At 72.9% G+C, this 13179-nt stretch carries 11 protein-coding genes; 3 read left to right on the top strand and 8 right to left on the bottom strand.

Annotation, left to right across the window (positions count from 1 at the left end; translation table 11 throughout):
• Positions 1 to 23 precede the first annotated feature (23 nt).
• The 7 genes from ABZ459_RS10300 to ABZ459_RS10270 form a co-directional block, all read right to left on the bottom strand.
• The gene (locus ABZ459_RS10300) at positions 24 to 2060 is read right to left on the bottom strand and encodes a pseudouridine synthase (protein WP_357968327.1); all 2037 of its coding nucleotides are present in this window, start codon (positions 2058 to 2060) and stop codon (positions 24 to 26) included.
• Entirely contained in the window at positions 2057 to 2578 is a 522-nt protein-coding gene (scpB, locus tag ABZ459_RS10295; RefSeq protein ID WP_357968524.1) for an SMC-Scp complex subunit ScpB, read from the bottom strand. Before scpB ends, ABZ459_RS10300 begins: the two co-directional genes overlap by 4 nt.
• Before the next feature lie 370 nt (positions 2579 to 2948).
• Positions 2949 to 3770: a segregation/condensation protein A gene (locus tag ABZ459_RS10290; RefSeq protein ID WP_357968326.1), complete on the bottom strand. Its 822-nt coding sequence runs from the start codon at positions 3768 to 3770 to the stop codon at positions 2949 to 2951.
• Complete coding sequence (locus ABZ459_RS10285) at positions 3767 to 4708, bottom strand: ParA family protein (protein ID WP_125630250.1); 942 nt, start codon at positions 4706 to 4708, stop codon at positions 3767 to 3769. The genes ABZ459_RS10290 and ABZ459_RS10285 overlap by 4 nt, the downstream gene beginning before the upstream one ends.
• 117 nt (positions 4709 to 4825) lie before the next feature.
• The gene (locus tag ABZ459_RS10280) at positions 4826 to 5731 is read right to left on the bottom strand and encodes a site-specific tyrosine recombinase XerD (protein WP_357968324.1); all 906 of its coding nucleotides are present in this window, start codon (positions 5729 to 5731) and stop codon (positions 4826 to 4828) included.
• A gap of 15 nt (positions 5732 to 5746) precedes the next feature.
• Positions 5747 to 6358 carry an NUDIX hydrolase gene (locus tag ABZ459_RS10275; RefSeq protein WP_357968321.1) on the bottom strand — a complete coding sequence of 204 codons (612 nt, stop codon included), beginning with the start codon at positions 6356 to 6358 and terminating at the stop codon, positions 5747 to 5749.
• The gene (locus ABZ459_RS10270) at positions 6355 to 8019 is read right to left on the bottom strand and encodes a CTP synthase (protein WP_357968319.1); all 1665 of its coding nucleotides are present in this window, start codon (positions 8017 to 8019) and stop codon (positions 6355 to 6357) included. The genes ABZ459_RS10275 and ABZ459_RS10270 overlap by 4 nt, the downstream gene beginning before the upstream one ends.
• 110 nt (positions 8020 to 8129) lie before the next feature.
• Between ABZ459_RS10270 and ABZ459_RS10265 the strand changes: the two genes are divergently transcribed.
• From ABZ459_RS10265 to ABZ459_RS10255, 3 genes are all read left to right on the top strand, one after another.
• The gene (locus ABZ459_RS10265) at positions 8130 to 8813 is read left to right on the top strand and encodes a DapH/DapD/GlmU-related protein (RefSeq protein ID WP_357968317.1); all 684 of its coding nucleotides are present in this window, start codon (positions 8130 to 8132) and stop codon (positions 8811 to 8813) included.
• 63 nt (positions 8814 to 8876) lie between these two features.
• Positions 8877 to 9995 (top strand): nitronate monooxygenase family protein, encoded by a 1119-nt coding sequence (locus tag ABZ459_RS10260; RefSeq protein WP_357968314.1) that lies wholly within the window; start codon positions 8877 to 8879, stop codon positions 9993 to 9995.
• A 61-nt stretch (positions 9996 to 10056) separates the two neighbouring features.
• A complete protein-coding gene (locus tag ABZ459_RS10255) occupies positions 10057 to 10836 on the top strand; it encodes a GntR family transcriptional regulator (RefSeq protein WP_357968312.1) in 780 nt (259 codons plus the stop codon).
• On the opposite strand, the gene ABZ459_RS10250 is transcribed toward ABZ459_RS10255, so the two are convergent.
• Positions 10793 to 13171, bottom strand: coding sequence for an FAD-dependent oxidoreductase (locus ABZ459_RS10250; RefSeq protein ID WP_357968310.1), 2379 nt, complete (start codon positions 13169 to 13171; stop codon positions 10793 to 10795). The genes ABZ459_RS10255 and ABZ459_RS10250 overlap by 44 nt on opposite strands.
• Positions 13172 to 13179 lie beyond the last annotated feature (8 nt).

Below are 13179 nucleotides of genomic sequence, written 5' to 3'. Positions count from 1 at the left end.
CGGGCCCCTGCGTTCCGGCCAGATTACAGCTTCACGGCCGCGTAAAGCTCGCCGACCTCCTTCAGGCTCAGCGCGCGGACCGTGCCGGCCTTGGTGCGGCCCAGCTTCACCGGACCGAACTCGATCCGGGCCAGGTCGATCACCCGGTGACCGGCCTCCTCCAGCATGCGCCTGACGACGTGCTTGCGGCCCTCGTGCAGCACCACCTCGACCAGCGCCTGCTGGCCGTGCTCCTGGACGATGGCGAAGCTGTCGGCCTTGGCGATGCCGTCCTCCAGCTCGATGCCCTGCTTGAGCCTGCGGCCCAGGTCGCGCGGGATCGGCCCCGGCACCTTGGCCCAGTACTTCTTCTGCACGCCGTAGCTCGGGTGCGTCAACCGGTTGGCCAGCTCACCGTCGTTGGTGAGCAGCAGCAGGCCCTCGGTCTCGGTGTCGAGCCGGCCGACGTGGAACAGGCGGGGCGCCAGCTCCTCGACGTAGTCGGCCAGGCACGGGCGGCCCTGCGGGTCGTCCATGGTGGACACGACGCCGATCGGCTTGTTGAGGGCGTAGTAGACGAGGTCGGGGGCGGTCGGGATGCGCTTGCCGTCGACGTGGATGACCTGCGTGGCCGGGTCGACCTTGGCGCCGAACCGGCGCACGACCTGGCCGTTGACCGTGACGCGGCCTTCGCCGATCATCTCCTCGCAGGCGCGCCTGCTGGCCACGCCCGCCTGGGCGAGCACCTTCTGCAGGCGCACGCCGTCGGGGACCTCGGTGGTGTCGCGCTCGTCGGTGTAGTCGTCGTCGTAGAAGGCACGGTCGCGCAGCGGCTGGCGGGCGGCCTTGATGCGCCTGGCCTGGGGGCTCTCGGAGCCGGCCGCACGCCGTCCGCCGCCGAGCGTCTGAACGTCGTCGCGCCTCGGGGTACGCGGCTGCTGCCCGCCGGGGTTGTCCTCGCGCCTGCCGAAACGGGCGCGGGTGTTGCCGGCGGAGGCGGACCTGGGGGCGTCGTCCCTGCGCCCGCCGCGGTCGGCACGGAAGCCGCCGCCCTGACGCTCGCCGTCGCCGCCACGTCCGGGACGCCCGCCGCCACGGGAGTCGGCGTAACCGCCGCGCTCCCCGCGCCGCTCGCCCGCGTAGCCGCCGCGGCCCGCGGAAGACCCGCCACGACCGCCGGAGAACCCGCCCCGGTCACCTGAGGGGCCGCCGCGCTCGCCGGAGTACCCGCCACGGTCGCCGGAGTAGCCACCGCGCTCGCCACCGGCGTAACCGCTGCGCTCGCCGCGCCGGTCGCCGCCGTAGCCGCCGCGCCGGTCGTCGCCGAACCTGCCCCGGTCGCCGGACCGGGCAGCCCCGCCGAAGCCCTCACCACGCGGCCGGTCCCCGCCCTCACGACGCGGACGCTCGAAGCCGCCCTCACGGCGAGGACGGTCGAAACGGTCGCCACGCGGGCCGCGGTCACCGCGGTCGTCACGGGGACGGTCGTCACGGGGACGGTCGTCACGGAAGCGGTCGCCGCGGTCGCCACCGGCCGGCCGGTCGGCGCGCTGGTAGCGGTCGTCACGCGCCGGACGGTCCGCGCGGTCGCCGCGCGAGTAGCCGTCGCGGTCGCCGCCGGAACGGCCGAAGCGGTCACCACCGGAGGCCGGACGGCCGGAACGGTCGCCGCCGAAGCCGGGGCGGCCGGAACGCTCGCCACCGGAGCGCCCGAAGCGGTCGCCGCCGGAAGCGGGACGGCCGGAACGGTCACCGCCGGAGGTGGGGCGGCCGGAGCGGTCGCCGCCGGAGGTGGGGCGGCCGGAGCGGTCGCCGCCGAAGGTGGGGCGGCCGGCGCGGTCGCCGCCGCGGGGGCCGGAGTCCTGGCGGGCGCGGTCGTCGCGGTCGCCGAAGCGGGCGCGGGCGCCGCCGCGGTCGGCGCGAAGGGAGTCACGGCGGGGGTCGTCCCCGCCGAAGCCGCCGCCGGAGCCGTCGCGGCGGTTGTCGTCGGAGCGGAAGGCGGGACGCCCGCCGCGGCCGGAGCCGCCGGTACGTCCACGACCGCGTCCATCACCGGACGGGGTGCTGCGCCTGTTGATCACTTTGTTGTCTCCTCGAGGTTCTCCACGTCGTCGGGGAGGAAGGGAGCGAGCTCGGGAAGCTCACTGAGGTCCCGCAGTCCCAGACGTTCCAGGAAGTATGAGCTTGTCCGGTAGAGCACTGCCTGGCTCTCCGGGTCGGTGCCGGCCTCCTCGACCAGCCCCCTGGCGACGAGCGTCCGCATGACGCCGTCGCTGTTGACGCCGCGTACGGCGGCGACGCGGGCGCGGCTCACCGGTTGCCGGTAGGCCACGACCGCGAGGGTCTCCAGCGCGGCCTGGGTCAGCCGCGTCTGCTGGCCGTCGCGGACGAACCGCTCGACCAGCGCCGCGCAGTCGGCCCGCGTGTAGAAACGCCAGCCACCCGCGACTTCCCGCAGATCAAAACCCCGCCCGGCGGCCGAATATTCCGCCGCCAGCCGCCTGAGCGCCGCCGCGACCTCGTGGGTGGGGCGCTCCAGCACCTGGGCCAGCGTGATCTCGGCGACGGGCTCGTCGACGACCATCAGGATGGCCTCCAGCGCCGCCTCAAGAGCGGGCCCCGCCGCTTGGGCCTCCTCCTCCGGAGTGTCCTGCCGGCCTTCCTGCCGGCCTTCCTGCCGGTCTTCCTGCCGGTCGGCGGCGTTCACCGGCGCGGTCTCCGAAGGGGCGGCGGTGTCCGAGGGCCGCTCGGGGCCGGCGGAAGGCGACTCGGGGAAGGACGACTCGGGCGACGGCGCGGGCTTCGGCGCTGGCTTCGGCGGCGCGACCGGAAGGTCGGGGCCGGCGGGCAGGGCGGACGCCTCCTCCGGGGAGGACGGCTGGACGAGGGAGCCCGGGAGGGTCATCCAGGCGGGCAGCGGCGACCCCGAGTCGGGTGCCTTGCGGGGGCCTGGCAGGGGGTTGGGGTTGTCAGTCATTCGATGGTTTCTCCGCGGATTCCTCGTAGTCGTCCCCCACCGCGACGTCGCCGTCGTCGGCGCCCGTCCAGGTCACGTGGAGCTCTCCCAGCGCCTCGACCTGCTCGAACGTCACCGCGGACTCCCGGAACAGCTCCAGCACCGCCAGGAAGCGGGCGATGACCTCGAAGGTGCCCTCGCAGTCGGCCGTCAGCGCGCGGAAGGTGGCCCGGCGCAGCCTGCGCAGGTGCATGACCAGGATGGCCGCCTGCTCCTTGACGCTGGCCAGCGGCTGGTAGATGTGGCCGACGCTGACCGTGGGCGGCAGTTTCGGGGTGAACGCCTTGGCCGCGATGCGGGCGAGCTGCTCGGGCCCGATGCCGAGGATGAGCTCGGGCAGCAGGTTGGCGAACTGGGGCTCCAGCGACACCGTGCGGGGGAACCGCAGCGCCTCCTCGGCCATCCGCCCCGCGAAGACCTTCGCGACCTCCTTGTACGCCTTGTACTGCAGCAGCCGGGCGAACAGCAGGTCTCTGGCCTCCAGGAGCGCGAGGTCCTCTTCGTCCTCCACCTCGCCGGACGGCAGCAGCCGGGCCGCCTTCAGGTCGAGCAGCGTGGCCGCGACCAGCAGGAAGTGGCTGGTCTGGTCGAGGTCCCACTCCGGACCCCTGGACCGGATGTAGGCGATGAACTCGTCGGTGACCTTGGAGAGCGAGACCTCGGTGATGTCGAGCTTGTGCTTGGCGATCAGGCCGAGGAGCAGGTCGAAGGGGCCCTCGAAGACGTCCAGGTGCACCTGGAAGCCTTGGGGGGCCTCGGTCTGCTCTGCGGTCACCTGGCCATTGTCGCAGGAGCCGGCCAGCGCGAGAGCACCTCGCGGGCCAGTTCGCGGTAGGCGTTGGCGCCGAGGGACGACGGGTCGAAGGTGGTGATCGGCTCGCCGGCGACGGTGGCGTCGGGGAAGCGGACCGTGCGGTTGATCACCGTGTGGAACACCTTGTCGCCGAACGCCTCCACCACGCGGGCCAGCACCTCGCGGCCATGCAGGGTACGGGCGTCGTACATGGTGGCGAGCAGGCCCTCGATCTCGAGGTCTTCGTTGAGCCGCTCCTGGACCTTGGAGATGGTGTCCATGAGCAGCGCGACGCCGCGCAGGGCGAAGAACTCGCACTCCAGCGGCACCATGACGCCGTGGGCGCAGGTCAGCGCGTTGATGGTGAGCAGGCCGAGCGACGGCTGGCAGTCGATGAGGCAGACGTCGTAGTGCGGCAGCAGCGGCTTGATCACCCGGCCGAGCACCTGCTCGCGGGCGACCTCCGTGACCAGCTGCACTTCGGCGGCCGACAGGTCGATGTTGCTGGGCAGCAGGTCGAGGCCCTCGACGCCGGTCTCCAGCAGGACGTCTTCGGCGGTGACGCCGCGGTCCATCAGCAGGTTGTAGACGGTCAGGTCGAGCTGGAGCGGGTTGATGCCCAGGCCGACCGAGAGCGCGCCCTGCGGGTCGAAGTCGACCAGCAGCACCTTCAGCCCGCACTCGACCAGCGCCGCGCCCAGGTTGATGGTGGTGGTCGTCTTGCCGACGCCGCCCTTCTGGTTGACCATCGCGACCACTCGCGCCGGCCCGTGCACCTGCGGCGGGACCGGTTCAGGGAACACCGGCCGCGGGCGCTGGGTGGGGCCCAGGTTGACGCCGTTGGAAGGCGCGTTGGTCTTGGTGTCACCCCAGGGGTTGTCGGGGGTCCCCTGGGTCGAACCCTTGGTCGTCACAGTCACCAGCTCGAACCTCCCTGACGATCCCGAACCGGACCGTCCGGACGGACACTATGGCGTCACCACTAAACGCGGCAAGGCGGCACGCCGGGGCACCGCGCACGCGCAAAAGACTATAGATCACTGCCGGGCGCGCGGGTGCGCCGCGGCGTAGACCTCGCGGAGTTTGTCGACCGTCACCAGGGTGTAGACCTGCGTGGTCGTGACGGAGGCGTGCCCGAGCAGCTCCTGGACCACCCGGACGTCGGCGCCGCCGTCGAGCAGGTGGGTGGCGAAGGAGTGGCGCAGGACGTGCGGGCTGATGCCGGCCAGGCCGGCGCGTTCGGCCGCGGCTTGGAGCACTTCCCAGGCTCCCTGCCTGGTCAGCCGGCCGCCGCGGGCGTTGAGGAAGACCGCCGGGGTGCCGCGCCCGTGGGCCAGCAGGCAGGGCCTGGCGCGGACGAGGTAGGCGTCGAGTGCCGAGCGGGCGTAGCGGCCGAGCGGGACGACCCGGGTGCGGCCGCCCTTGCCGCGCAGCCGCACCTGGTCGGGTTCGAGGTCGTCGACGGCCAGGCCGACGGCTTCGGAGATGCGGGCGCCGGTGCCGTACAGGACCTCCAGCAGGGCGCGGTTGCGCAGGGTGAGCGGGGCGCCGTCGGGGCCGGAGGCGGCGATGAGGCGTTCGACCTCGTCGACGGCGATCGCCTTGGGCAGCCTGCGGAGCTGGCGCGGCGGGCGTACCTCGTGGGCGGGGTCGTGGGCCGTGACGCCTTCGCGCAGGGCGAACCGGTGGAGCCCGCGTACGGCCGAGACGGCCCGCGCGGCCGAGCTGGCCACGAGGGCGGGATGTTCCCGGTCGCCCTCGCGCAGCGCGGCGAGGAAGGCCTGGACGTCGGCCTCCCCCACCTCGTCGAGCTTCAGCCGCCCGCGCGCCTGCAGATGTTCGAAGTATCGCCGCAGGTCACGGCGGTAGGACGCGAGCGTGTTGGCAGCCAGGCCCCGCTCCACCGCCAGATGGGCGAGGTAGCTGGAGAGCACCGCCTCCACGACATGGTCCTTCCGTCACGCCTCCGGGGCGTCGGCGGGGCGCAACAGGGCGAATCCCTCAACCGAAGCCGCATATGCGGCGAGGATACCGGCCACGGCCGGGGAATTGTGGATCATTCCCATGAGCGCCTTCTCGACCGCGTCGGACAGCGGCACCCATTCGACCGGCATGCCGATCTCCTCGTGCCGGTGGACGAAGGTGTTCTCCTCGTCGGGGATCCTGCTCAGGCCGCGGGCGAGGAAGACCCTGATCCGCTCGTCGGTCATGCCGGGAGAGGAGCGCAGGTCGACCAGGGTGTGCCAGGTGTCGGCGCGGTAGCCGGACTCCTCGGCGAGCTCGCGGGCCGCGGTGTCGGCGAGCGGTTCGCCGGCCACGTCGCGGATGCCGGCCGGCAGCTCCCACATGAGCTGCCGGGTGGGGTGGCGGTACTGCCTGATCATCAGGACGCGGTCGCGGTCGTCGAGCGCGAGCACGGCGACCGAGCCGGGATGGACGACGTAGTCGCGGTCGGCGACCTCGTCCTGGGGCATCCGGACCGTGTCGGTGACCACCTTGATCACGTAGCCCTGGAAGTGTTCCTTGGACGCGACGACGTCCCACGCCTCGGGCGTGTCCTGGACCTTCACTTGCCGACCTTGGTGGTCACGCGGCTGTCGGCGTAGGCCAGGGCGGCGCCGATGAGGCCCTTGAACATCGGGTTGGCGCGGGTGGGGCGGGAGCGGAACTCGGGGTGCGCCTGCGTGCCGATGAAGAACGGGTGCACGTCGACGGGCAGCTCGGTGTACTCCACCAGGCGGCCGTCGGGCGACAGGCCGGAGAAGACCAGGCCGACGTTCTCCAGGCGCTCGCGGTAGGCGTTGTTGACCTCGTACCTGTGGCGGTGGCGCTCGTCGGCCTTGGCCTTGCCGCTGTAGAGCTGCCTGGCCAGGGTGCCCTCGCCGAGCTTGGCGGTGTAGCTGCCGAGCCGCATGGTGCCGCCCATGTCGCGCTCGCCGGCGACGACGTCCTCCTGGTCGGCCATGGTGGAGATGACCGCGTGCTTGGTGTCGGGGTCGAACTCGGCGGAGTTGGCGTCCTCGATGCCGGCCATGTTGCGGGCGGCCTCGATGACCATGCCCTGCATGCCGAGGCAGATGCCGAGCAGCGGGATCCGGCCCTCGCGGGCGTGCCGGATGGCGCCGATCTTGCCCTCGATGCCGCGCACGCCGAACCCGCCGGGGATCAGCACGCCGTCGACGCCGTCGAGCTCGCGCTCGGCGCCCTCGGGGGTCTCGCAGTCGTCGCTCTTGACCCAGCGGATGTTGACCCGCGCGTCGTTGGCGAAACCGCCGGCGCGCAGCGCCTCGGTGACCGACAGGTACGCGTCGGGCAGGTCGATGTACTTGCCGACCAGCGCGATCGTGACCTCCTTGGCCGGACGGTGCACGCGGCGCAGGAGCTGCTCCCACTCCTTCCAGTCGACGTCGCGGAAGGGCAGGCCGAGGCGGCGCACGACGTAGGCGTCGAGGCCCTCGGCGTGCAGCACCTTGGGGATGTCGTAGATGGAGGCGGCGTCGACGGCGGAGACGACGGCGTCCTCGTCGACGTCGCACATGAGGCTGATCTTGCGCTTGATCGCCGTCTGGACGGGACGGTCGGAACGCAGCACGATCGCGTCGGGCTGGATGCCGATGCTGCGCAGCGCGGCCACACTGTGCTGGGTCGGCTTGGTCTTCAGCTCGCCGGACGGGCCGATGTAGGGCAGCAGCGACACGTGCAGGAAGAAGACGTTGTCGCGGCCGACCTCGTGCCTGATCTGGCGGACGGCCTCCAGGAACGGCAGCGACTCGATGTCGCCGACCGTGCCGCCGACCTCGGTGATGACGACGTCGACGTCGGGGCCGGCCATGCCCCGGATGCGGTCTTTGATCTCGTTGGTGATGTGCGGGATGACCTGGACGGTGTCGCCCAGGTACTCGCCGCGCCGCTCCTTGGCGATGACGTTGGAGTAGACCTGGCCGGTGGTGACGTTGGCCGAGCCGTGCAGGTCGGTGTCGAGGAAACGCTCGTAGTGGCCGACGTCGAGGTCGGTCTCGGAGCCGTCGTCGGTGACGAAGACCTCGCCGTGCTGGAACGGGTTCATCGTGCCGGGGTCGACGTTGAGGTAAGGGTCGAGCTTCTGCATGGTGACCCGGAGACCGCGCCCCTTGAGCAGCCGGCCGAGGCTGGAGGCCGTGAGCCCCTTGCCGAGACTGGAGGCGACACCGCCGGTGACGAACAGATGCTTGGTTTGCGATGCGCTGCGCAAAGGGGCTCCCGTGGCTCGAATGGTGGCCGATGTGTCCACGGGCTCTCAGGATATCAAACAACGCCCCTCACATGCCCGAACGGCATGACCTAGCGGTAACTTTGGGCCCTATGTCACTAGTACGCCGGGCCATGGGCGCGCTGATTCACCGTGCGTACGCGGCGATCCGCCACGCCGGGGCGATCTCCCCGGACTCCACGGCGGGTTACCGATTCCGCCGGATCGGCGAGGGAGTGAGCATCGCCTTCCCGCCGGGGGCGATCTTCGGCGAGCGGTGGATCGAGATCGGCGAGCACACCCTGATCGGCGAGCGCGTGTCGATCTCCTGCGGCATGTGGCCGGGCGTCGAGCTCGGCCCCGACTCGATCCTGCGGATCGGCGGCTCGTGTTCGATCGGCAGGGGCTCGCACATCGTGGCCCACCAGTCGATCGACATCGGCGACCACGTCTTCACCGGCCCGTACGTCTACATCACCGACCAGAACCACGTCTACGACGACCCCGAGACGCCGATCGGGCGGCAGTGGCCGCGCAACAGCCCGGTCTCGATCGGCGCCGGGTCCTGGCTCGGCACTGGCGCGATCATCCTGCCGGGCACCGTCCTCGGGCGGCAGTGCGTGGTGGCGGGCGGCGCGGTGGTGCGCGGCGAGTTCCCCGACCACAGCGTGGTGGCCGGGGTGCCCGCCAAGCGCGTCCGCGGGTACACGCCCGAGCTCGGCTGGCACGCCCCCGGCGCCGCCGAGGCCGCCGCGGCGATCGCCCTGGCACTCGACGGGCAGGCCGGGCCGTCCTGAGGGCCGGGACCGGCCCGAGAACGGGGATGGACCGAACAAGCTTCTGGCGGTTAGCGTCGGTGCATGCGGACCGCCATCTGTGAGCGCCTGGGCGTCGAGTTCCCGTTGTTCGCCTTCAGCCACTGCCGCGACGTGGTGGCCGCGGTCACGAACGCCGGCGGGTTCGGGGTGCTCGGGGCCGTCGCGTACTCCCCTGAGCGGCTCGACGCCGAGCTGACGTGGATCGACGAGCGGGTGGGCGGGCGGCCGTACGGGGTGGACGTGCTCGTCCCCGGCCGGATCGACGCCTCGGCGCTCGACCTGCGGGCCCACCTGCTGGACTTCGTGCCCGACCGCCACCGCGACTTCGTCGCCCACCTGCTGTCCAAGTACGGCGTGAACGCGCCGCCGCAGCCCCTGAGCGCGGTGGCCGACGAGTTCGGCAGGCGGGTGACGGCGTCGGGGGCGACCGCGCTGATCGACGTGGCGCTCAAGCACCCGATCGGGCTCATCGCCAGCGCCCTCGGGCCGCCGCCGCCGGAGATGGTGGCGAGCGCCAGGGAGGCGGGCGTGCCGGTGGCCGCGCTGGTCGGAACCGTGGAGCACGCCCGCAGGCAGGTGGCGGCCGGGGCGGACATCGTCGTGGCCCAGGGTACCGAGGCGGGCGGCCACACCGGCGAGATCTCCACGATGGTGCTCGTGCCGCAGGTCGTGGACGCGGTCGCGCCGGTCCCGGTGCTGGCCGCGGGCGGCATCGCCTCGGGACGCCAGATGGCCGCGGCCATGGCGCTCGGGGCCGAGGGGGTCTGGTGCGGCTCGGTGTGGCTGACGACCGAGGAGGCGGAGACGTCGCCCGCGCTCCGGCGCAAGCTGCTGGCCGCCTCGTCGCTGGACACCGTGCGGTCCCGGTCGCGTACGGGCAAGCCGGCGCGGCAGCTCAGGTCGGCCTGGACCGAGGAGTGGGACTCCGGGCAGGAGAGCCCGGGGCCGCTGGGCATGCCCCTGCAACTGCTGCTGGCCGAGGGGGCGATGGCCCGCATCGGCGCGGCGGCCGACCGCGGCGACCCGGGGGCCGTGGAGCTCGTCACCTACTACGTGGGCCAGGTGGTGGGCCAGCTCGACCGGGTGCGGCCGGCCCGTGACGTGGTGTACGACATGATCAGCGAGTTCACCGACGCCGTGACCCGTCTCACCTCGACCTGAAGGCCGTCTCACCGCCCCCGTGCGGAGTGGTTCCTCCCGTATGGCCCGATAGCATGCGCGTGTGGTCGGGACACCGCCTGAGCTGGAGCGTGGCACCGGGGTTCCCGCGCACACGCAGATCGAGCAGTGGCTGCTGGCGGCGATCTCGTCCGGCGAGATGGCCCCGGGCGACCGGCTGCCCGGCGAGCGGGAGCTGGCCGCCCGCCTCGGCGTGAGCCGGATGACCCTGCGCCAGGCCCTGGCCACCCTCGAACGCGACGGCGTGCTGATCAGGCTCCCCGGCCGGTCGGGCGGCGCGTTCGTGGCCGAGCCGCGCATCGAGTGCGACCTGACGGGCCTGGCCGGGTTCACCGAGCAGATGCGCCGCGCCCACCTGCGGGCCGAGGCGCGCATCCTGACGGCCGCCACCGTGCCCGCGCCGGCGGGCGTGGCCGCCGCGCTCGGCGTCGGGCCGGGCGAGCCGGTGCACGAGGTGGCCCGTGTGCGGTCGGCGGGCCGTTCGCCGGTGGCGCTCGAACGTTCCTTCTTCCCCGCCCTGCCCGGCTTCCTCGCCGAGGACCTCGGCGGCTCCCTCTACGCCCTGCTGGCCGGCCGCTACGGGCTGGAGCCGCGGACCGCGGTCGAGCACCTGGACCCGGTGATCGCCGGTCCTGAGGAGGCGGCCGAGCTGGGCATCGCGGCGGGCGCGCCGCTCATGCTGATCGAGCGCACGGCCTACGCCGCCGACGGCACCCCCGTCGAGTACGCCCGCGACCTGTTCCGCCCCGACCGGGTGCGCCTGTCGGTGCGCAGCGGCGTCACCGCGCCCGCGACCCCGCCGGGTCATGCAGCGGCTCCCTGACCACGACGCCCGGCACCCACTCCCCCTCGACCTCGACCTCCACCTCGGCCCCCGCTCCGACCGGCAGGTACGCGTAGGCGATCGACCGCTTGACCGTGTACCCGTAGCCGCCTGAGGTGACCCGGGCCACGACCTGGCCGTCCACCCGTACCGGCTCGTTGCCCAGGGCGACCGCCCGCGGGTCGGCCAGGGTGAGGCAGCGCAGGCGGCGGGCCGGGTCGGGGTCGAGGGCGTCGCGGCCGAGGAAGTCCTTGCCGGGCTTGACGCAGAACCCGAGCCCGGCCTCGTACGGCGTCGTCTCGGGCCCGATGTCGGCCCCCCACACCCGGTACCCCTTCTCCAGCCGCAGGCTGTCGATGGCCCGGTAGCCGCCCGCGACCAGCCCGTACGGCTCGCCCGCCCGCCACAGCGTCTCCCACAGCGCGAGCCCGTACTCGCTGGAGCAGTACAGCTCCCAGCCGTGCTCCCCCACGAACGTCACCCGCAGCGCCAGCGCGGGCACGTCGCCCACGGTGAGCTCCCTGGCCGACATGAACGGGAGGTCCGGCGGGTCCGGGGTCAGCCCGGACAGGATGTCGCGGGCCTTGGGGCCCCACAGGGCGAAACAGGCGTACTGGCCGGTGACGTCGGCGATCCTGGCCGTCGAGCCGGTGAGCGCGGCCTGCCGGCGCAGCCAGGCGAGGTCGCGGGAGCCGGACGCGGTGCCGGTGACGATCAGGAACTCCTGCTCGCCGCGCCGGGTGACGGTGAAGTCGCACTCGATGCCGCCGCGCCGGTTCAGCGCCTGGGTGTAGGTGACGGCGCCCACCTGGCGGGCCACGCGGTTGTCGCACACCCATTCCAGCAGGGCGGCGGCGTCCGGGCCGGTGACCTCGATCTTGGCGAAGGAGCTCTCGTCGAACAGCCCGGCCGTGGTGCGGGTGGCGCGGTGCTCGGCCCCGACGGCGGGCGACCACAGGCGCCCGGCCCAGCCGCGGGGGCGTTCGTCCGCGCCGCCGGGGGCGGCGGAGTAGTGGTTGACCCGCTCCCAGCCCGCCTTCTCGCCGAAGACGGCCCCGTGGGCGGCGTGCCAGGAGTAGGCGGGCGAGACCCGCAGCGGGCGCCCGGCCGCGCGCTCGTGGCCCGGGTAGCGGATGTCGTAGTACGTCTCGTAGTTCTCGACCGAGCGTCTGACCGTGTACGACGGCGACCGGTACTGGCGGCCGAAGCGGCGTACGTCCATGTGGTGGACGTCCATGCCGGGCTCGCCGTCGACGATCCAATCGGCCATGACCCGGCCGATGCCGCCCGCGCCCGCGATGCCGTGGGCGCAGAACCCGGCCGCCACGAAGAGCCCGCCCACCTCGGTCTCCCCCAGGCAGAACTCGTTGTCCGGGGTGAACGCCTCCGGCCCGTTGATCAGCTTGCGGATGCCGACGTCGGCCATCGCGGGCACCCGGATCCGGGAGTTGGCGGAGATCTCCTCCAGTCGCGGCCAGTCCTCGGGCAGCAGCCTGCCGTTGAAGTCGGCCGGGACGGCGTCGTAGGAGGTCTCGGAGGCGGTCCAGGGGGCGCAGGTGCGCTCGTAGCCGCCCATGACCAGGCCGCGCACCTCCTGCCGGTAGTAGACGAGCAGGTCGGGGTCGCGCAGCGTGGGCAGGACGGGGTGGTCGTGGCAGGCGTCGGTGACGACGTACTGGTGGGACATCGGCACGATCGGGACGCGCACCCCGGCCATGCGGCCGATCTCGGCGGCGAACATGCCGCCGCAGTTGACCACGATCTCGCAGGCGATGTCCCCCTGGTCGGTGCGGACGCCGGTGACGCGCCCGCGTTCGACGCCGATGCCCAGCACCCGCGTACGGGTGCGCACGCGGACGCCGCCCTCGCGGGCCCGGGCGGCGAGGGCGTAACACAGCATCGAGGGGTCGACCTGGCCGTCGGTCGGCAGGTACGCCGCCCCCACCACCCCCGTCGGGTCCATCAGCGGGAACAGCTCCACCGCCTCGGCGACCGAGATCTCCTCCAGCGGCAGCCCGAACGTCCTGGCCCAGCCGATCTGGCGGCGGATCTCGGCCATCCGCTCGGGGGTGGAGGCCAGCTTGAGTCCGCCGCACTCGGTCCAGCCGGCGTCGAGGGTGCGGTAGAGCTCGACGGAGTACTGGTTCATCCGGGTCAGGGTGGGGTCGGAGCGGAGCTGGCCGACCAGGCCCGCCGAGTGGAAGGTGGAGCCACTGGTGAGCTCGTCCCGCTCCAGCAGGACGACGTCGCGTTCGCCGCGCCGGGTGAGGTGGTAGGCGACGGACGCGCCGCCCACCCCGCCGCCGATGATCACGATGCGGGCCGAGTCGCTCATGGTCGCGA

It is taken from the genome of Nonomuraea sp. NPDC005692 (assembly GCF_040631115.1).
Lineage (GTDB): Bacteria > Actinomycetota > Actinomycetes > Streptosporangiales > Streptosporangiaceae > Nonomuraea.
This window is presented reverse-complemented; position numbering and strand designations above follow the sequence as displayed.

Coding starts and splice junctions, on each gene's coding strand:
- ABZ459_RS10265 (WP_357968317.1), top strand. CDS start 8,130: ATGTCACTAGTACGCCGGGCCATGGGCGCGCTGATTCACCGTGCGTAC.
- ABZ459_RS10260 (WP_357968314.1), top strand. CDS start 8,877: ATGCGGACCGCCATCTGTGAGCGCCTGGGCGTCGAGTTCCCGTTGTTC.
- ABZ459_RS10250 (WP_357968310.1), bottom strand. CDS start 13,171: ATGAGCGACTCGGCCCGCATCGTGATCATCGGCGGCGGGGTGGGCGGC.